Source organism: Bradyrhizobium sp. HKCCYLS1011 (genome assembly GCF_051167795.1).
Classification (GTDB): Bacteria; Pseudomonadota; Alphaproteobacteria; order Rhizobiales; family Xanthobacteraceae; genus Bradyrhizobium.
Genome location: NZ_JBNPTT010000002.1, coordinates 728,656 through 746,771, shown reverse-complemented (window position 1 = coordinate 746,771; position 18,116 = coordinate 728,656). Strand labels below are relative to the sequence as shown.

The 18,116-nt window shown below is 64.1% G+C and carries 17 protein-coding genes; 1 reads left to right on the top strand and 16 read right to left on the bottom strand.

Annotated features, from left to right (window positions below; all coding sequences use genetic code 11):
• Positions 1-42: 42 nt before the first annotated feature.
• The 16 genes from ACQR1W_RS07995 to ACQR1W_RS07920 all read right to left on the bottom strand — a co-directional run bounded on the left by ACQR1W_RS07995 (position 43) and on the right by ACQR1W_RS07920 (position 17,911).
• Complete coding sequence (locus ACQR1W_RS07995) at positions 43-717, bottom strand: TetR/AcrR family transcriptional regulator (RefSeq protein WP_434850259.1); 675 nt, start codon at positions 715-717, stop codon at positions 43-45.
• Positions 718-905: 188 nt separating this feature from the next.
• The gene (locus ACQR1W_RS07990; RefSeq protein ID WP_434850258.1) at positions 906-2,129 is read right to left on the bottom strand and encodes a glycosyltransferase family 87 protein; all 1,224 of its coding nucleotides are present in this window, start codon (positions 2,127-2,129) and stop codon (positions 906-908) included.
• Positions 2,130-2,312: 183 nt separating this feature from the next.
• A complete protein-coding gene (gene ftsH, locus ACQR1W_RS07985; protein WP_008974149.1) occupies positions 2,313-4,235 on the bottom strand; it encodes an ATP-dependent zinc metalloprotease FtsH in 1,923 nt (640 codons plus the stop codon).
• Between the two features lie 269 nt (positions 4,236-4,504).
• Positions 4,505-5,602: a tRNA lysidine(34) synthetase TilS gene (tilS, locus tag ACQR1W_RS07980; protein WP_434850257.1), complete on the bottom strand. Its 1,098-nt coding sequence runs from the start codon at positions 5,600-5,602 to the stop codon at positions 4,505-4,507.
• Between the two features lie 230 nt (positions 5,603-5,832).
• A complete protein-coding gene (gene ybgF / locus ACQR1W_RS07975; RefSeq protein ID WP_434850256.1) occupies positions 5,833-6,885 on the bottom strand; it encodes a tol-pal system protein YbgF in 1,053 nt (350 codons plus the stop codon).
• A gap of 175 nt (positions 6,886-7,060) precedes the next feature.
• On the bottom strand, positions 7,061-7,552 hold the full coding sequence (gene pal / locus ACQR1W_RS07970; protein ID WP_035983915.1) for a peptidoglycan-associated lipoprotein Pal: 492 nt from the start codon (positions 7,550-7,552) through the stop codon (positions 7,061-7,063).
• Positions 7,553-7,843: 291 nt separating this feature from the next.
• Positions 7,844-8,569 (bottom strand): N-acyl amino acid synthase FeeM domain-containing protein, encoded by a 726-nt coding sequence (locus tag ACQR1W_RS07965; RefSeq protein WP_434850255.1) that lies wholly within the window; start codon positions 8,567-8,569, stop codon positions 7,844-7,846.
• 144 nt (positions 8,570-8,713) lie between these two features.
• Positions 8,714-11,050: a putative bifunctional diguanylate cyclase/phosphodiesterase gene (locus ACQR1W_RS07960; protein ID WP_035983914.1), complete on the bottom strand. Its 2,337-nt coding sequence runs from the start codon at positions 11,048-11,050 to the stop codon at positions 8,714-8,716.
• Between the two features lie 228 nt (positions 11,051-11,278).
• Positions 11,279-12,631 carry a Tol-Pal system beta propeller repeat protein TolB gene (tolB, locus tag ACQR1W_RS07955; RefSeq protein ID WP_434850254.1) on the bottom strand — a complete coding sequence of 451 codons (1,353 nt, stop codon included), beginning with the start codon at positions 12,629-12,631 and terminating at the stop codon, positions 11,279-11,281.
• 26 nt (positions 12,632-12,657) lie between these two features.
• The gene (locus ACQR1W_RS07950; RefSeq protein ID WP_434850253.1) at positions 12,658-13,677 is read right to left on the bottom strand and encodes a protein TolA; all 1,020 of its coding nucleotides are present in this window, start codon (positions 13,675-13,677) and stop codon (positions 12,658-12,660) included.
• Positions 13,674-14,153 carry a biopolymer transporter ExbD gene (locus ACQR1W_RS07945; RefSeq protein ID WP_035983913.1) on the bottom strand — a complete coding sequence of 160 codons (480 nt, stop codon included), beginning with the start codon at positions 14,151-14,153 and terminating at the stop codon, positions 13,674-13,676. The genes ACQR1W_RS07950 and ACQR1W_RS07945 overlap by 4 nt, the downstream gene beginning before the upstream one ends.
• 39 nt (positions 14,154-14,192) lie before the next feature.
• Entirely contained in the window at positions 14,193-14,906 is a 714-nt protein-coding gene (tolQ, locus tag ACQR1W_RS07940; RefSeq protein ID WP_434850252.1) for a protein TolQ, read from the bottom strand.
• A 537-nt stretch (positions 14,907-15,443) separates the two neighbouring features.
• Positions 15,444-15,929: a DUF2852 domain-containing protein gene (locus ACQR1W_RS07935; RefSeq protein WP_434850251.1), complete on the bottom strand. Its 486-nt coding sequence runs from the start codon at positions 15,927-15,929 to the stop codon at positions 15,444-15,446.
• 118 nt (positions 15,930-16,047) lie between these two features.
• Positions 16,048-16,776: a TetR/AcrR family transcriptional regulator gene (locus ACQR1W_RS07930; protein WP_434850250.1), complete on the bottom strand. Its 729-nt coding sequence runs from the start codon at positions 16,774-16,776 to the stop codon at positions 16,048-16,050.
• A 317-nt stretch (positions 16,777-17,093) separates the two neighbouring features.
• Positions 17,094-17,462 (bottom strand): hypothetical protein, encoded by a 369-nt coding sequence (locus tag ACQR1W_RS07925; protein ID WP_434850249.1) that lies wholly within the window; start codon positions 17,460-17,462, stop codon positions 17,094-17,096.
• 32 nt (positions 17,463-17,494) lie between these two features.
• Positions 17,495-17,911, bottom strand: a complete 417-nt coding sequence (locus ACQR1W_RS07920) for a YciI family protein (RefSeq protein ID WP_434850248.1) — start codon at positions 17,909-17,911, stop codon at positions 17,495-17,497.
• Here ACQR1W_RS07920 and ACQR1W_RS07915 point away from each other — a divergent pair.
• Positions 17,901-18,083, top strand: coding sequence for a hypothetical protein (locus ACQR1W_RS07915; protein ID WP_434850247.1), 183 nt, complete (start codon positions 17,901-17,903; stop codon positions 18,081-18,083). The genes ACQR1W_RS07920 and ACQR1W_RS07915 overlap by 11 nt on opposite strands.
• Positions 18,084-18,116: the final 33 nt, after the last annotated feature.

Sequence of the window (18,116 nt, the reverse complement as noted above, 5' to 3'; positions counted from 1 at the left end):
TGAGTGAATCTCTGCTTAAAGCGGATCGAGGGGCGATCGCCCTCAGGCGCCGACCAGGGTCTTCACCGGCAGCACAGCCTGCACCACGAGCCCGCGGGCGCGGGCGTCCATGACGCCGACCGCGCGCAACGCCAGCAGGGTCACGGCTTGAACCGTGTCGCGCAGCCTGACGGGATCGTCGAGATTGTCCGGCGCCAATGGCCCGACCAGCGCCTCATGCAGCGCGCCGAGCAGCGCGGTCGCGGCGAGCGGGGTGTCCTGCGCCGGCAGATGACCGGCGCGAACCGCAGCCTCGATCCGGGAGGCGATTTCGTCGGCGATCTCGCGCCGGCTCGCGATTCGGGACGCCGTGACGTCGACATCGACCGGCTCGGCCAAGATCCCCCAGGCGAGCTTGCGCTGGGACAGGACATGCACGGCGACCGTGGAGATGGCGGCGGCGAGTGCCGAGGATGGTCCCGGCGCCGCATCGGCGGCGCGCCGGACTGCGGCAAGCTCGTCGCGGGAGACCTCGGCAATCAATTCGGAGATCAGATCCGCCTTGGACGGGAAGTAGCGGTAGACAGTTCCGGCGGCAACATTGGCTTTCACGGCGACCGGCGCGATCTGCACCGCGGCCATGCCGCCTTCGGCGGCGGCCTCTCGGGCTGCTGCCAGAATGGCGCTGCGGCGGGCAGCCAGCCGCTTCACGACCTGATGGGTCCGTCGGTACACCATGGAGCGCTTCTCATCCCGCCCCGTCGTCCCGGCGGTGCCGCGACGAACGGAAATTCACTGTTTTTGGAGGCAAGCCTCGCAATCTGCTCAATAAGAACTGAACACCTATTCAGAGGGAATGACAAGTCGCAAATCGTTGACTTGGCTACAGGCGACTTGGCTAAAGGTATGAGGCCGAGCAACAAAGCTTAGGCGGCCACGGCAACGGGAGCGCCAGCCGGTTCCCGCCGCCACCACGGCCCCGCCCGCCGCAATATGAGGCCGGCAACGATCAGATTCGTGGCCAAGCCGACGGGGATGCCGAACAGGATGAATGTGACGGGGAGCAGGATGGCGCAGCCGAGCGCGGCCAGCTCATGAGTCCGGAATCCGTCCTTGAGCCCGACCCGCACCAGGAAGGCAACGGCGACGGCCATCACCATCATGTCGTACATGAAGAGGTAGGGCGTGGTGAGCAGGGTCCCAACCGCGAGCGCTGCCGCCTTCAGACTGTAGCGCACCGGACTGCGCCACATCATCACCAGCACGACCGCAACGGCCGCCGTCAGCACCCATTGGAACGCCCAGGCGATCGCTTCCGAGCCGCCGCAGTAGCGGACCAGCGAGAAGATGCTCTGCAGCTTCCACCAGGTGGCCTTGCCCTCGGTGAGGAAGGCCTGCGAGAAATGCGGCATCCAATGCAGGAAGGCCTGCCAGCTCTCGAGCCCGAAGGCGACCGTGGAGATGCCGGCGAGCGCGACTGCGGTCACGCCGGCGGCGACGAAGGTGGTCCAACGGCCGGCCGCGATCAGCACGATCGGAAACAGCAAGCCATATTGCGGCTTGTAGGTCAGAAACCCCAAGCAGATGCCGGCCAACACGGGACGTACGGGGAGGAGATAGAGCGTGCCGCCGACCAAGGCTGCGGTGAGGAATCCGTTCTGCCCCACCAGCGTGTTGGAGAATACGACCGGAAGCCCGGCGGCGAGCAGGAAGCCGAAGGCCCGGCCGACGATCGCGCGCATCACAGCGAGATAGGGCACGAAGCTCATGGCCAGCCAGCCGATGAAGGCCACCGTATAAGGCAATTGCGCCAGCAACGCCGCCACGAACAGGAACGGCGGCGGATAGTGCCAGGCGAAATAACCGGGAAAGTCCTGCTTGAGCAGATCGAGCTCGATGGCCCGCTGAACGTCCCAGTCCCAGGCCAGCGCCGGATGTCCCTGCAGCGCGAGCTTGCCCGCGGCCCACACGTTGACGAAATCGGTCGGAATGCCGCGGCCGGTTTCGTCCCAGATCCAGCCGCCGGACACATAGGCCGTCGGGAAGAACGAGGCGTTGATGCACAGAAGTGCAAAGCAGACGACAAGCAGCCCAGTCGGCACGGCGTTCGGCTGCGGCTTTGCGGCGGAAGCAGGGAAGCTGTCGGCCATGCGGACCTCGTCCTCGCGCCAGGACGGCGCGTCAGCCAGGCAGCAATAGGCGAAAACCGCTTGAGGAAGGCTTAAGCGGCTCGACCCGCCCGAGACCCGCATCTCAAGGCCGACCATGTCGTGGGCACATGAAAAAGCCCGGCTCATCGCCGGGCTTTTCGTCACCTTAATAAGATGTCTCGCTTACGCCTGCGGCTGCGGCTCGAGACCGGGATCCGGATCGGGACGCGGCCGCGGCTTGCCGGCCGGCGGCACCGCGGAGGCACGCGGGGTCGACGGCTCGACCACCGACTCGCGGTTCGGCTTCTTGCCCTTCAGGAGGTCGATGATCTCCTCGCCCGTCAGCGTCTCATATTCGAGCAGCGCCTGCGCGATCATCTCCCATTGGTCCCGCTTCTCGGTGATGATGCGGCGCGCTTCCTGCTCACCGGCCTCGATCAGGCTGCGGATTTCCGAGTCGATCAAGCGAGCCGTGTCATCGGAGATGTTGGTCGAGCGCGCCACCGAGTGACCGAGGAAGACCTCCTGCTCATTGCTCTGGTAGCGCACGCGGCCAAGCTTGTCCGACATGCCCCATTCCATCACCATCGCCCGCGCCAAGCCCGTGGCCTGCTGGATGTCGCCGGTGGCACCGTTCGTCACCTTGTCGGCACCGAACTTCTGTACCTCGGCCTCACGGCCGCCGAACGCCATGGCCAGCTTGGAGACGCACCATTCGCGGGTGTGCGAGTGACGATCGCTCTCGGGCAGCGACTGCACCATGCCGAGCGCCCGACCACGTGGAATGATCGTGGCCTTGTGGATCGGGTCGTGGCTCGGCACGTTGAGCGCGACGATGGCGTGGCCCGCCTCGTGATAGGCGGTGAGCATCTTGTCCTCTTCCGTCATCACCATCGAGCGGCGCTCGGCGCCCATCATCACCTTGTCCTTGGCCTCTTCGAACTCGGCCTGGGTGACCATTCGCTTGTTGCGGCGGGCCGCCGTCAGCGCCGCCTCGTTGACGAGGTTCATCAGGTCGGCGCCAGAGAAGCCGGGCGTGCCGCGCGCAATGGTCTTCAGGTTGACGTCGGGAGCCAGCGGCACCTTGCGGACATGAACTTTGAGGATCTGTTCGCGGCCCATGATATCCGGGTTCGACACCACGACCTGACGGTCGAAGCGGCCCGGACGCATCAAGGCGGGATCGAGCACGTCGGGCCGGTTGGTGGCCGCGATCAGGATCACGCCCTCATTGGCCTCGAAGCCGTCCATCTCGACGAGCAGTTGGTTCAGCGTCTGCTCGCGCTCATCATTGCCGCCGCCCAGGCCGGCGCCGCGATGGCGGCCGACCGCGTCGATTTCGTCAATGAAGATGATGCAGGGCGCGTTCTTCTTGGCCTGCTCGAACATGTCGCGGACGCGGCTCGCGCCGACGCCGACGAACATCTCGACGAAGTCCGAACCCGAAATGGTGAAGAACGGCACGTTGGCTTCGCCTGCCACCGCACGCGCGATCAAGGTCTTGCCGGTGCCGGGAGGACCGACCAGGAGCACGCCGCGCGGAATGCGGCCGCCGAGCCGCTGGAATTTGCCGGGGTCGCGCAGGAATTCGACGATCTCCTGCAGGTCCTGCTTGGCCTCGTCGACGCCGGCAACGTCCTCGAAGGTGACGCGGCCATGCGCCTCGGTCAGCATCTTGGCGCGCGACTTGCCGAAGCCCATCGCCTTGCCGGCACCGCCCTGCATCTGCCGCGACAGGAAAATCCACACGCCGATCAGCGCGATGAACGGCAGCCACGAGACCAAGAGCGAGACGAACCACGGCACGTTGTCGCCCGGCGGCTTCGCGGTGATCTGGACCTTGGCGTCATACAGGCGCTTCACCAGGTTCGGATCGTTCGGCGCATAGGTCTGGAAAGACGTGCCATTGCTGAAGGTGCCGTGAATCTCCGGCCCCTGGATCACGACGTCGCGGACATGGCCCTGGTCGACTTCGGTCAGCAGCTGCGAGAACGAGATATCGGTCGAGGAAGTGCGTTGGCTTGGGTTCTGGAAAAGCGTGAACAGCGCCAACAGCAACAGAACAATTATGACCCAAAGGGCGAAATTACGCAGATTGGCGTTCATCGATTTTCCTTCGTGGTCGCGCGGATCGCGGCCGTCTGTCCCTGGATGGGTCCTGGACTTATCCCTAGGTAGCCACGAGGGAATCCCCCGGTCGACCGTCGTCTAATTTAGGTGCCACTCGCTACAATGCCAAGGGAACCACTCAGGACTATTTACCGCATCCGACATCGATTCCAGTGCGAAAAATGGCTCTGGAAAGCTGCGCCATTGCAGGTGGTTAAGGGGCCGCCAAGGGAGCCACCGAGGCGGCCGAATGGCAGGCTGGACCGTCAGCCGCTCCGAGCGCGACGGGCCGGCGCCGGTTCGATGCGGATCTGACCATTAGCCACGCTTACCAACGCACCGGCAAGGGTCGATTTTAACCTGTCTCGCGCGGCTTCGCCACCTCCTGCAAACTCCGCAAAAGCCCGGTCCAGCCTGGTCAACAGCGCCTCGGCCTTACCGAGTTCCACCGGCCCCTCAGTCCCGAAGCGATCGACCGTGCGGATCAGGAGACGCAGCCGAATTTCCTCCGGCAAGACCGCAAACGCGCGGAGGTCGAACACCTGCCCGCGCGCGGGCTGCTTGCGCAGGCCACGGGAGGCTCCCGAATTCATGCGGCTGGTCAGCGCCAGATAACGCTCGGCGCCATCGGCCAGCACCTCGATCGCCGCATTGGCCCGGGCGAGACGGGCCGCAAGCCGGGCCAGATTGCGCGCATCACCGCCTTCGGCGGCGAGCGCCGGCATCAGCGCCCGCAGCCGCGGCCGTGTGAAGGCGGGATCGACATTGGTCGGATCTTCGGTGAACTTGATCTCCGCCGCCTGCAATGTCGCGATGAGCTGCGCCTTGGAGATGCCGAGCAAGGGGCGCGCCAGCGCAAGCCCCTCCCGTTCGCTGATGGCCGACATTGCCGCGAGGCCAGCGATCCCGCTGCCGCGGAGCAGCCGCATCAGAAGCGTTTCGGCCTGGTCGTCCCTGGTATGTGCGGTGACGATGTGGCTTGCGCCGGCGCTCCGCGCGGCGTGCACCAGCAATCGGTAGCGCGCGGCTCTTGCGGCCTCAGGCACGCCGGAGGCGGGCTTATCGCCACGCCAGCGCAAGGTGCGATGCGGCAGATCCAGCGTGCGCGCCACCCGTTTGACCTCGCGCGCCTCGCGGGCGGCCTCCCTCCTCAGGCCGTGATCGACCGTGACGGCGATGAGGCGCGGACCTTGCGCGCGCTGATCTCGCCAGCGTGCCGCAAGCCACATCAGCGCCATCGAATCCGGGCCGCCGGAGACCGCAAGCACCAATGCGGGCGCATCGGACAGAGGCGAGAACAGGCGTTCGACCTCGGCGTCCGAGATCGGACGGTCGTCGTCTGTGGCTTTGTCCCGCTGCACCATGGCACAGGAGATTATGCGTTCACCGCTGGATCAACAAATCCGGTGTCGTCCCTGCGAACGCAGGGACCCATAACCACCAACGGAACTTGTTGAAATGTGCTGGAGCGACAGCTTGAGCCGATCACTCCAGGCTGTGTGGATGGTCCCGACTCAAGGCCGGGACGACGGCCATCATTGACGCGCCGCGCGCAACCCAATCAACGCCATCGCGCCTTACGGGTGGACAACCCTCAGCATTTCACCCGCTTCTGCTCGCGATCGACGGCGGCTTTCACGCCGGCCGAGGCGCGCGGGTATTTGCGCGTGATCTCGCCGAAGGCCGCGCAAGCGGCTTCCTTCTCCTTCAGGGCCGCCAGCGACTGGCCGAGCCGGAGCAGCGCATCCGGCGCCTTCGCCGACTTCTCGTGTTTGGTCGTCACCGCCAGGAAGACCTCGGCCGCCTCGCGATATTGCTGCCGCTGGAAGAAGCTCTCGCCGAGCCAATATTGCGAGTCGCCGACCATCGGATCGTTGGGATACTTTTGCGCGAAGTTGCGCATGGTCTGTTCGGCCAGCGCGTAGTCCTTGCGCTGCATATAGCCGATGCCGAGGTCATATTCGTCGCGCGGCGACTGCGTCGGTGGCGCCGTGTCGGTCCCGCCCGGGCCGGGAGCAGGGCTAGCTGCCGGCGCCCCGCTTTGCGGGTATCGGCCCGCCGGCGTATTGGCGAGGTTCATCGGCTGGCCGGCGGGTGCGCCGCCGCCGCTCTGCATCGGCAGCTGACCGCCACCGAGCGCCTGCGGCGCGCCCGGCGCGCTCGGATTCTGGTTCGGATCGAAGGCGTCGCCGCGCCGCCCTCCCCTGCCCGGACCAGCCGGATCCTGCGCGATCGGGGCAGGTGCGGCAACCTGCGGCTGGCCATATCCAGGCTGCTGCTGGGGATAGACCTGGGGCTGGCCGCCATATTGGGGTTGGGCAGGCTGTCCGTAGCCAGGCTGCGCCGGCTGGCCATAGGCCGGGGTCGGCTGCGGCGGTGCCGCGGCGGCATTCGGCTGTGCCGCGGGCGCTCCGGGCACCCCGCCGCCCTGGAGCTGGCGCAGCCGGTCCTCTAGCTGGCGATTGCGGTACTGCAATTCCTCGTTCTGGCCGGTGAGCTGCCGCAGCTGATTTTCCAGCCGCTCGATGCGCACCTCCGGATCCTCATCGGCCTGCGCCCAGGCCGGCGATGACAAGACCGGCAACGACAGCAGCACCAGCGCAGCTATCGTCGCAGCGGCGGTTCCTTGAAGGGTTTTGGATGACATGTTGCCCTGAACGACCGGATCGGAGCACTCGAACGCGCGCCTCTTTGCGCGAGGCACTTACTGCAAAAATCCGATTCAGACAAATGACGTTCGAGCGAAAGATGCAGGCCGCAAACGCGACAAAGCCGGCCCCCCTTCCGGACGCCGGCTTTGGATTGGTCAATCTTGTTCAGGCTTATGAACTGGCGTTCAGGACCGTGACCGCGCGGCGGTTCTGCGACCAGCAGGAGATGTCGTTGCAGACTGCGACCGGGCGCTCCTTGCCGTACGAAATCGTGCGCATGCGGCTCGGGTCGATGCCGCGCGAGGCGAGATAGTTGCGGACCGATTGGGCGCGGCGGGCGCCGAGCGCGATGTTGTATTCGCGGGTGCCGCGCTCGTCGGCATGGCCTTCGATGGTGAATTGATAGCGCGGATAGGTCTGCAGCCACTGCGCCTGCTTGTCCAAGGTCGCGGTCGCCTGCGGCGTGAGGTCGGTCTGGTCGCTTTCGAAGAACACGCGGTCACCGACATTCACCACGAAGTCCTGCTGGCTGCCCGGCGTCGCTGCGTTTGCATTGGCGTCCATACCGGTCAGATTCTTGTTGGCGCAGGCGCCCATCGACAGCGCGACCGCGAGCACGGCGGCCAGCTTCAATCCCTGGAGGATACGCATCTGATATTTCATTCCGGAGCCTCCACGCTCACGTTCTAGACTGTCATCCGGTCTACAGGGCGATGGTTAAGCGAACGTTCCGTCAACCTTGACGAGGTCTTGCTGGACTGGGTCAAAAGCTAACGAACCGCCAAAAGCGACCGCGGTGGTTAATGCGTTGTAAATGTGGCGCCAGGGTGAAGGCAAGAGTCCGGCCGGTGGAAATGCAGGACTTCCGGGCCGATTTTCCGGAACAAAAGATTTTGCGCAACAATTTCTGGCTTGACCGGTTTTGCAGCCAAAAAACAGTGCAAATGCCGCCGTTCAGCCGGCAATCACAGCCGGGCGAATCCTGAACGAACGGATGAAGCCCTGATCGCCGGGACGCTCGAACAGCATGCGCCGCTCGAATGCGCTCGAACGCATGAAGGGAAAGCGCTGGAACACCCGGTCACGGATCGAGGGATAATGCGCAGCGACCAACCCGACCGGCTTAATCAGGCCGGAATAGAGCCGCGGCTCGCCCCAAGGCTCCTGGAGAAACACTTTGCGATAGAACGCCCGATGCTCGGGCCGGACATTGGCGAGGCCGATGTCTGCGTTGAAATGCGCGCAGGCAACATAGCCGAGGCGCACCGTGACGTAGGGCGGAGCCGGAAAACGGCGCGCCTTTTCGGGATCAGCAACGAATCGCGTCGGATCGATGATCACCTTGCCCCGATCCAGCTCCGGAAGGATCAGATCCGGGAACATTCCGGCTGACAGCGATTCGCGCCACTCCGAGTTCAGGACGCTGACGCGGATCGAGCTGTAAAGGTCGCCGTCGACGAAGACGCCAAAGATGAAACTGTTCGGCAGATCATCATATTCGTCGGTGACGCGTTCGCTCTCGGACGGCAGGATTGCCCCCTCGCGCAGATAGGCGTTGTAGCGCAGGCGGTAGATCCGCTCTTTGTCTTCCGGGGTTACTGCCAGTCTGTAGTCGACATTCTCTAAAGGGTCGGCCTTCCGTTCCAGAGCAACAGCGGCGGATCCAGCCGCAGACTTCATAGGAAACCCCTTTGCACACAACTTTTACGCGAACAGTTAAAGCTTAACAGCTCGTTAACAGGGATGCAAAGATTTCAGCGGCATAGAGTTAATGACGTGTGGGACGCCCGTAATACAACGGATCGTATTGGTGTCTTTGACGGTTCAGCCGATGGAGCGGCCACGAACCGCGAACATGGGATCGTTGTCCGATTGGCGGCCATGCGAGGCATTGAGGAGCTGGCGGATGCGCACAGCCGGCACCGGCCGGCTGAACAGATAGCCCTGAGCCTCCGTCACCGTGCCATCGACGCTGATCAGTTCAAGTTGCTCGTTGGTTTCGATGCCCTCAACCACGACCGACATGCCGAGATCGGCCGAAAGACGTGCCACGCCACGCAGCAAGGTCAGCGGACGGTCGGTGTCGATGCCCTCAAGGAATGAGCGATCGATCTTCACCTTCTGCAGCGGGAAGTTATGCAGATAGCTCAGGCTGGAATAACCGGTGCCGAAATCATCGAGCGAAATCCGCACGCCGATCGCATGCAGTTGCGAGAGCACATCGTGGGTCAGCTGCGTGTTGCGCAACAGTGAGGATTCAGTGATCTCGATCTCAAGCCGATGCGGCGGCAGGCCCGAGACCTCCAGGGCATAACGCACCTCGCTCAAGACATCGCGCTGATGAAACTGCTGCGGCGAGAAGTTCACGGCAACGCTGACCGTCTCCGGCCATTTGACGCATTCCAGGCACGCCCTGCGCAGGATCCAGCGTCCGAGATCGACGATCAGCCCCATATCCTCGGCCACCGGAATGATGTCGACCGGCGACACGGTGCCCCGCACCGGATGATTCCAGCGCAACAGCGCCTCGCAGGTCGAGATCCTGCCGGATTTGAGATTGACGAGTGGCTGGTAGAACAGCTCGAATTCCTCGTTGGCCAGCGCCTTGCGCAGATCGAGCTCGAGCGTGCGTCGCGCTTCGACGGTCTGGGCCAGCTCGTCGCGGAAGAAGCAGAAGGTGCCGCGCCCGTCGGCCTTGGCGCGATAGAGCGCCATGTCGGCATTCTTCAAAAGGGTGTCGGCGCTGACGCCGGGCGCAGTCATCGCGATGCCGACGCTGGCACCGATCTCGACCAGATGATTGTCGATCTTGTAGCGCTCGCTCAAATGATCGACGATCCGCCGCGCCAAGATCGCGGCATCGTCGTTGGAACGGATGTTGCGCTGGAAGACCACGAATTCGTCGCCGCCGAAGCGGGCGACGAAATCCTCGGGCCGCAGCATGTCACGCAATCGCCGCGCCACCGCACAGAGCAGCTGATCGCCGCAAGGATGTCCGAGCGTGTCGTTGACCTGCTTGAACTGGTCGAGATCGACGAACAGCAGCGCCGAAAGCTGACCGTCCGGCTGGCGTATGTTCAGCAGACGCTCGATCTCGTCGCGGAAGCTGACGCGGTTCGGCAAGGTGGTGAGTTCGTCGTAGCGCGCCAGATGGGTGATTCTCGCTTCGGCCTGCCGGCGCTCGGTAATGTCCTCGAGCAACACCACCGCCCCGCCACCGGCCATCGGCTGGAATGTCCAGGACAGCGAGCGGTTGCGCCTCAGGTCCGGATCGGTGGTGACGATGTTGTGGGCCTTGGTATTCTCGATCTGGGCCAGGATGATGGTGCCGTTGACCGCCGAGATCGAGCCGGCGTTGACGCATGCGCCGACAATGTCGTGTGCGCTCGCACCGCTGTGAATAATGTCGTCCGGCAGACCGGCCATCTGGCAGAAGCGATAGTTCATGACGGCGAGTTTGCCGTCGGCGCCGAACATGCACAGACCATGCGGCATGTTGTTGAGCGCGGTATCGAACTGGCTGGCCAGCGCCGCCTCGCCCTCGCGCGCGACGAAAGCCGTGACGAACATCTTCTGCAGATTGGTCGAGATGTGCTTCAACGACAGGAAGAACAGGACGCAGAACGCGGCCATGCCCAAGTAATAGGGGCTGCCGTTCAGCATGAGCGCGATCGTCAGCGGTCCGCACGCCAGCACGATCTGAACGTGGAATATCCAGGGACGTCCATAGGTCCGGCCCGCCCCCGCGGACATGTAGCAAAGCGTGACGGCGATCGCGATCAGATGCACGACAGGGTCGGGGCTGTCAGCCACCGCGGCGAAGCACCACACGCCGAGGACCAGCGCGTAAACCATCGCGCCGACCTGGTAACGGAGCTCCCAGCGCGCGATCGCCGATTGCGACAGCTGATGGGTATCGCGCAGCCGTCGGTAACGGCGCATGTCGAGGGACCGAAACGCGCCGACAATGATCAGCAGAACGGCACACGGCCAAAGCTTGGGATCGCCGCTCTTGATCGCGGTCATCACGGCCGCGACGGCCGCGCAGAGCGCGCCGGCGAACATCGGACCGGGGTCCTGGAACAGAGAATCGATCAGCGCCGCGTGGATCGCGGGCGACATCCTCTGATCAGTATATCCCTTCTGACTTGCAAGCTGCATTCGACCGCGCGTGTCCCGTTCGCCGCGCAGTATTACCGATGGCAGATGAAGTCTTTCTGAGTGAATATCGTTAGCGGAAGCTTGCTGCAGCCGCGCAGGAGCGAAATCCATCCATCCATACAACGGACTAGGCAAGGCTTGCCCGGTCCCGGCATCATAACACCGGTGCGTGTATCTTATAAATGATACACGTGAGCATATTTTTGGGCCGGCGGCCCTGCCGCTCGCTTACGACAGCAGCGGCGACCAGGCCGGGTCCGACGCGTAGCCCGGGGTGGGGACCTTCAGCTCGTTGCGGCCGGAGATGTCGATCGAGTAGAGCGACGGCCCCGCGTTACCGCCGGGATCGCGGAAGAACATCAACACGCGCCCGTTCGGGGCGAAGGTCGGACCCTCATTATGGAAGCCGGCGGTGAGGATGCGCTCGCCCGAGCCGTCAGGCTTGATGACGCCGATCGAGAACTGACCGCCACCCTGCTTGGTGAAAGCGATGTAGTCGCCACGCGGCGACCACACGGGAGTCGAATAGGTGCCGTCGCCGAACGAGATGCGCTGCGCCTGCCCGCCGCCCGCCGGCATGACGTAGATCTGCGGCTTGCCGCCGCGATCGCTTTCGAAGCAGAGCTGGCTGCCGTCCGGCGAGTAGCAGGGCGAGGTATCGATCGCCGGCGTGTCGGTGAGCCGTGTGGTGGTGCGCGAGCGCAGGTCCATCACGAACAGGTTGGAATTGCCGCCCTGCTGCAGGCTCATGATGATGCGCTGGCCGTCGGGCGAGAAGCGCGGCGAGAACGACATGCCCGGGAAGTTGCCGACGATCTCGCGCTGGCCGTTCTCGATGTTGAACAGATAGACCTTCGGGTCGCCCTGCCCGAATTCCATATAAGTGATTTCCTGGCTCGACGGCGAGAAGCGTGGCGTCAGCACGAGATCGGCGCCGCGCGTGAGATAGCGCACATTGGCGCCGTCCTGGTCCATCAGCGCGAGCCGCTTGACGCGGCGCTCCGACGGACCGCTCTCATCGACGAACACGACGCGGCTGTCGAAATAGCCCTTCTCGCCGGTCATCTGCGCGTAGATCTGGTCGGAGATGATGTGGCCGATGCGGCGCCAATATTCCGGTGCGGTGACATATTGCGCCCCGGTGACCTGCTGCTGCGAGTCGATATTCCAGAGACGAAATTCGGCTTTGAGACGTCCGTCGGGCTGACGCGTTGCACGTCCGGTCACCAATCCCTGCAGATTGAGCGGCCGCCAGCTCACGAACTGCGGCGGAACGTCGAAATTCGTGATGCGCTCGGCGAACGCAGCCGGATCGATCGGAGCAAACAGCCCGCTGCGCTTCAGGTTGTTGTTGATGACCTGCGAGATGCCGTTGGCAACGTCGGCGTCGGCCGGGCCTCCCGGCACGAAGGGCGGGATCGCGATCGGAATCGGCTTGAAGTCATTGGGATCGATGCGAAGGCGTCCCTGCTGCGGCTGCTGTCCCTGCTGAGCCAATGCGGCAGACCACCCCAACGAGGCGGCCGCGACGCCGGCACCGGCAATAAAGCGGCGGCGTGACAGCCCATGACGCGAACGCATGACAAGCTTGGATTCGAAATTCGCACTCATCGCATGTCTTTCAGGGAAAACGTGGTCTCGATCTTCCTCCAGTTGTCGTACTGATTTTTCGGGAGGAAGGTGTAAGTCTGGCACTGGATGATGGCGCGCTTCGCGCTCTCGGCCATCGCCGCGGCAACCGATCGGGAGGGCCCGCGAAGGGCCACGACCACCGGCTCGGCCGCAAGCGTTCCATCGGGACGCATCGGAATGTCGATATCGGCCTCGAACAGATCGGCATCCTGTCCGTTATACGGGAAGCCGAAGCAGCGCCGCACCGCCGTCATGAACGCGCCGCGCCAGCTCGCGACATTGCTGTCCGCCGTTCCACGCGCGGTGCCAAGCGCGGCGTTGGCGTTCAGTTCGGCGCCGGTGGCCGCCTGCCGGGTCGGGTCTTTTTGATTGATCAGGCTTGAAATCTTCTCGTAGTCGAACTTGCGCTCGGTCTTGTGCTTCGGAGGCTCGGGCTGCGCGGCGTCGGCCAGTTGCTGCTTCGGCGGCTGCTTGGCCTTGTCCTTGTTCAGCATGCTCGCGATCTGGTCCGGGTTGAACGGATCGGGCTTCTTCTCTTCCGGCTTCGGCTTGTCGGCAGGCGCAGGCTGCGGCGGGTCCGGCTTCTTCTCGGCCACCGGCTTCGGCGGGTCAGGTTTCTTCTCGACCGGCTTCGGCGGATCGGGCTTCTTCTCCACCGGCTTGTCGGGCTTCGGCTGCGGCGTCGGCGCCGCATCCGTTTCGGTGACCGGCTTGGTATCGACCTTGCCGACGATGTCTTCGGCCGGCTTCTTGTCGCCGATCTTGTCGACGAGCGGCTTCGGATTGTCCTTCTTGCCGTCGAGGTGACCGGCCTTGGCCTTGGACGTATTGTCCTCCGAGATCACGTCGACCGGCACGAGGTCCTCAGGCGGCGCCACCATCGAGCGCGCGGAAAAGCTGAACAGCCCCCAGCCGAGCACGATCACGTGCAACAGCACGGAGAGCACCGTGCCTTTGCGCGTGCGCACGAACCGGGTGACATCGGACAGCGTCATGAGCCCTGTTCCGGTAGCACGACGATGCTGGCGCGGTAGCCGGCGTCGCGCGCCATGCCCAGCACCTTCATCATGTCGGCATAGCAGGCGTCGCGATCGCCGCGGATCTTGACCACGTTCTCGCCGCCCGCGCCATTGGCTTCCTTCATCGCCTTGATCTTGGGCCCGAGCTCGTTCAGCGCGATCTGCGTCTCGCCGAGATAGACGTCGACCTTGGATGCGCAGCCGCCGCCGGTTTTCTTGACGGTGACCTCGAGCGGAGGCTTAGCGTCGGCGGTCGAGGCCGAGCCACCTTGCGCCTGCGGCAGATCGACCTGGATGTTCACGGTCAGCAACGGCGCGGCGACCATGAAGATGATCAGGAGCACCAGCATCACGTCGACCATGGGCGTGACGTTGATCTCCGCCATGACAGCCTTGTTGCGCCGGCCCCGACGGCCACCGCCGCCGGACGCGCTTCCCATGCTCATGCCCATGTTCTGGTGCTCGCCATAGCCGCTACAGTATACCCGCCCTCATCCCCGCTCGTCGATCTGACGCGACAGGATTGCGGAAAATTCATCCGCAAAACCTTCGAGACGCTGGGCCTGCCGGTTCACCTCCGAGGTGAATTTATTGTAGAAAATGGTCGCAGGAATGGCCGCGATCAGGCCGATCGCGGTGGCAAACAGCGCCTCCGCGATACCGGGCGCGACCACGGCCAGCGAGGTATTCTTCGACGCCGCGATCGACTGAAAGCTCGACATAATGCCCCATACGGTGCCGAACAGGCCGACGAAAGGGCCTGCAGAGCCGACCGTGGCGAGCACCAGCAGCCGGCGTTCCAACCGTTCCACCTCGCGCGTGATCGAGACGTTCATCACTTTGTCGATGCGCATCTGCAGACCGGCGAAGGAGCGCGCGTGGCCCTCGAAGGAGCGCTTCCATTCGCGCATCGCCGCCACGAAGCAGGCTGCCATCGACTGGGTCGGCTTGGCCGACAGCGCGCGATAAAGCTCCTCGATCGATTCACCGGACCAGAACGCCTGCTCGAAGCGATCCATCGAGCGGCGGGTGCGGGAATAGAGAAAGGTCTTGTCGATCGCGATCGCCCACACCCAGACCGAGCAGGTGATCAGGCCGAGCATGACGCACTTCACCACCCAATGCGCCTGCCAGAACAGCGCGATCAGCGAGACATCGCCCGAGACGACCGGTAGGGCGGACTGACCGACGTCGGCCGGGTTCATTGGCAGTATCCTCTCAAATTTCCCAAGTCTGACTGTCTCACGTCTTGAGCGTCCCAAATCCTGTCTTGCAAGCCTCTGTTGCAGGTATTCCGGGAACGGGCAGCAGGCGGGGGTCACGGCCGCTGCCGTCGCGGCGGTAAAGCGCCTACGCGATGAACCCTGTCTTGGTCGCTTGGGAGGCCCGCCGAAGCCTTCTGGCCTCCTTCTCCCGCCAAAATGTCAAAACAAGGGCTGCTTGCGCGACTTTACTCGGAGCTCACCAAACCCCGCCGGTGGTTAAGGCTGGGTTACCGCGCGCGAGTTTCAAAGGCGAAAGCCCTGGCGGTGCAACCCGTTATGGACACGTCCCGATCACAAGCTCGGCATTTGGGAGGCCAGACCGCAGGAGGGAACCGCAGTCTCCGCCCTTCCCGTCTCAGCGAAGGGTAAGAGTACCCGGTCCAAAGGAAAAACGCCCGCCTGCGGGATGCAGACGGGCGTCTTATGGCCATCAGGTTGGGGGCTGGATCGACCTGAGGCTCAATGTCGCAGCAGCTATCAGCCCTGCTGCGGCTGATCGTTCGGCGGGGTCGGACGCTGGCGGTGCTGGGCCATGAAGGCGTCGAACTCCTCCTTATCCTTGGCGTGACGCAGCCGGCTCAGGAACTCCTTGAATTCGCGCTGTTCCTCCTCGAGCCGCTCCAGCGTCTCCATGCGGTATTCATCGAAGGCGCGGTTGCCGCTCGAGGGCGGCGCGAAGCCGAAACCAAAGCCGCGGCGCTCCATTTTGTCGCGCATCCGCTCCATCTTCCACTGCATCCGCTCCATCTTGTTCTGCCAGCGGTCGCCGCCATTCCAGCACGCCATCTTTCTGCTCCCGAGTGTGAAAAAGAGAAGGGCAAGTCCGATCGGCCACCAAATGATGAAGCCGAGGATGGTCACAGCGATCCACCCGGGGTGCCACGGCGACTCCATCATGTGGGGCCGTCGGTACTGGTCCTCGTCGGGGCCGCGCCATCGATTGACGTCTGCGCTGTAGGCCATCTGCCTCTCCATCACGGCATGCGCCGTTGTGAATGTAAATAACATTTACATAGCTAGCTCAACCATGAATTTTGTCAAGGCGACCACCTGACGCGTCGCTTGAATTATTTGTGAAAGATTATTTCGCCCGGCCCCAGGGACCGGCGGGACGCTCGTCCTCGGGCAGTGGCGGCGGCTCGGCCGCTGCGCTGGAGGTGGTGTTGCGGCGATCGGTCGGAAAGCCGAGCCCGCGCACATAGATCAGGAGCTCGGCTTCGAGCAGCTCCTCCGGGGACATCGGCAGCTTGCGGCGTGCCGCATCGCCCCGCGCAAACAGCGAGGCGATGCCATGCGCCATCGACCAGATATGCAGCGCCATCATTAGCGCCGGCGGGCGCGGCGCGCCGGGCGGGGCCAGCGCCGCGAGCCGCTCCGCAGCCGCGCGAATGACGCCGAAGGCTCGTTCGCCGGCTGCCATCAGCCCCGGCGAGGAATCCGCCGGCACGCCGGATTCGAACATCGCCGAATAGAAGGCCGGCTCCTCGCGGGCAAAAGCGAGATAGGCCTTGCCGACCCGCTCGAACGCGGTGACCGTGTCCGGCCGGCCGTCGTCCCAGGCGGCGGAGAGCTGGCTCTCGAACTGCTCGAAACCGCGCTGGGCGATGCTGGTCAGGAGCTCCTCGCGGTCGCGGAAATGCCGGTACGGCGCGGCCGGGCTAACACCCGCCATGCGGGCAGCGTCCGCGAAGGTGAAGCCGGCGGCCCCCTTCTGCGCGATCAGGTCGAGCGCGGCCTGCAGCAGCGCCTCTTTGAGGTTGCCGTGATGATAGCCGCGCTCGGCGCGGCGCTGTTCCTTGCGCCAGCTCATGTGAAGGGCTTTTACATGAGCCGGCCACGCAGAAGCCAGAGCTTTTCGGAGAGCCTACAGTGCGGGAAGTCACCCTCCCCTGCAGGGGGAGGGTCGATCGCACGCGAAGCGGGCGAGCGGGGTGGGGTGACCTCCGCAATCGGTCGTCATTGGTTCGACTATTCTCAGGGCGCCTGACCTGGCCCATGAACATGGGCACCGGGGACGCGGATGGTGGTGTCACCCCACCCCGGCTCGCTGCACGATAAGGGCTCCCACCAGCCCAAACCTGCATACTCCTCCGCAGCAGCGATGGTCCTTTCAGTCAGCAGCCACCACTAACCGCCCGGGATCGGCAGCACCGGCATGATCTCGACCCGCTCGCCCGGGAAAATCGCAAAATGCGGATGGTTCTCGAACATCCTGGCGGCATCCTCGTGCGAGGCAGCGCGGACCACCGTGAACGCGCCCATCTCGTTGCTGATGTCGGTGATGCCGCCGTTGTCGACCCGCTTGGTCTTGCCGAGCGGACCGCCCATGCTGGCGATCGCATCCTTGTGCTTATTGACCCAGGCATGCCAGGCGGCCATGCCCTGCTGCTCCCGCGCTTTCCGATCGGCTTCGGACAGTGCCTCCCACGCCTTCCATTGCGGGCTGGTCCGGCTGCCAAGAAACACGGCGAGATAGGTGTTGCTGTTATCGGTCATCGATTTTTCCTCGTTCTGCACAATGGGGTGGATCAGCGTCGGCCGGCGCGCGGTAGCGCGTCGAAACCGGCGGCGGCCTTCTGAACATCCTCGGAGAAATCCGCCATCTCCTGCACCTGGCGGATCTCGATGATCTCGTTGTCGGATGCCGGGCATTTTTTGGCCCAGGCGATCGCCTCCTCACGCGAGGCGACGTCGATCATCCAGTAGCCGCCGAGCACCTCCTTGGATTCGGTGAACGGACCGTCGGTCACGACCGGCTTGCCGCCGGCAAACGAGACCCGGGCGCCCATCGACGGCGGATGCAGGCCGTCCAGCGTGATCAGCACGCCTGCGTCCTTCAGCGCCTCGTTGTAGCGCATCATCGCCGCGACACGCTCGGGATCGAGCTGAACGTCAGGCGGCGCCGCCTCATAGCCGAGCGGAATCATCAGCATCATGAATCGCATCGTCACCTTCCTTTTTGACTTCGCGCCTCGACCGGACAATCCGGCCGTCCTCAACAAGACGAACCGGCGGTTGCCGCACCGACAGTGCCCGCAGAAAATATTTCGCAAGTCATTGTGTTTGGCAGGACAACGCATCGCCCGGCAGCTGCGCAACCACGTCCGGCAGGTGTAAATTGCTCATCGTGCCAGATGGGAGCCGTGGGTA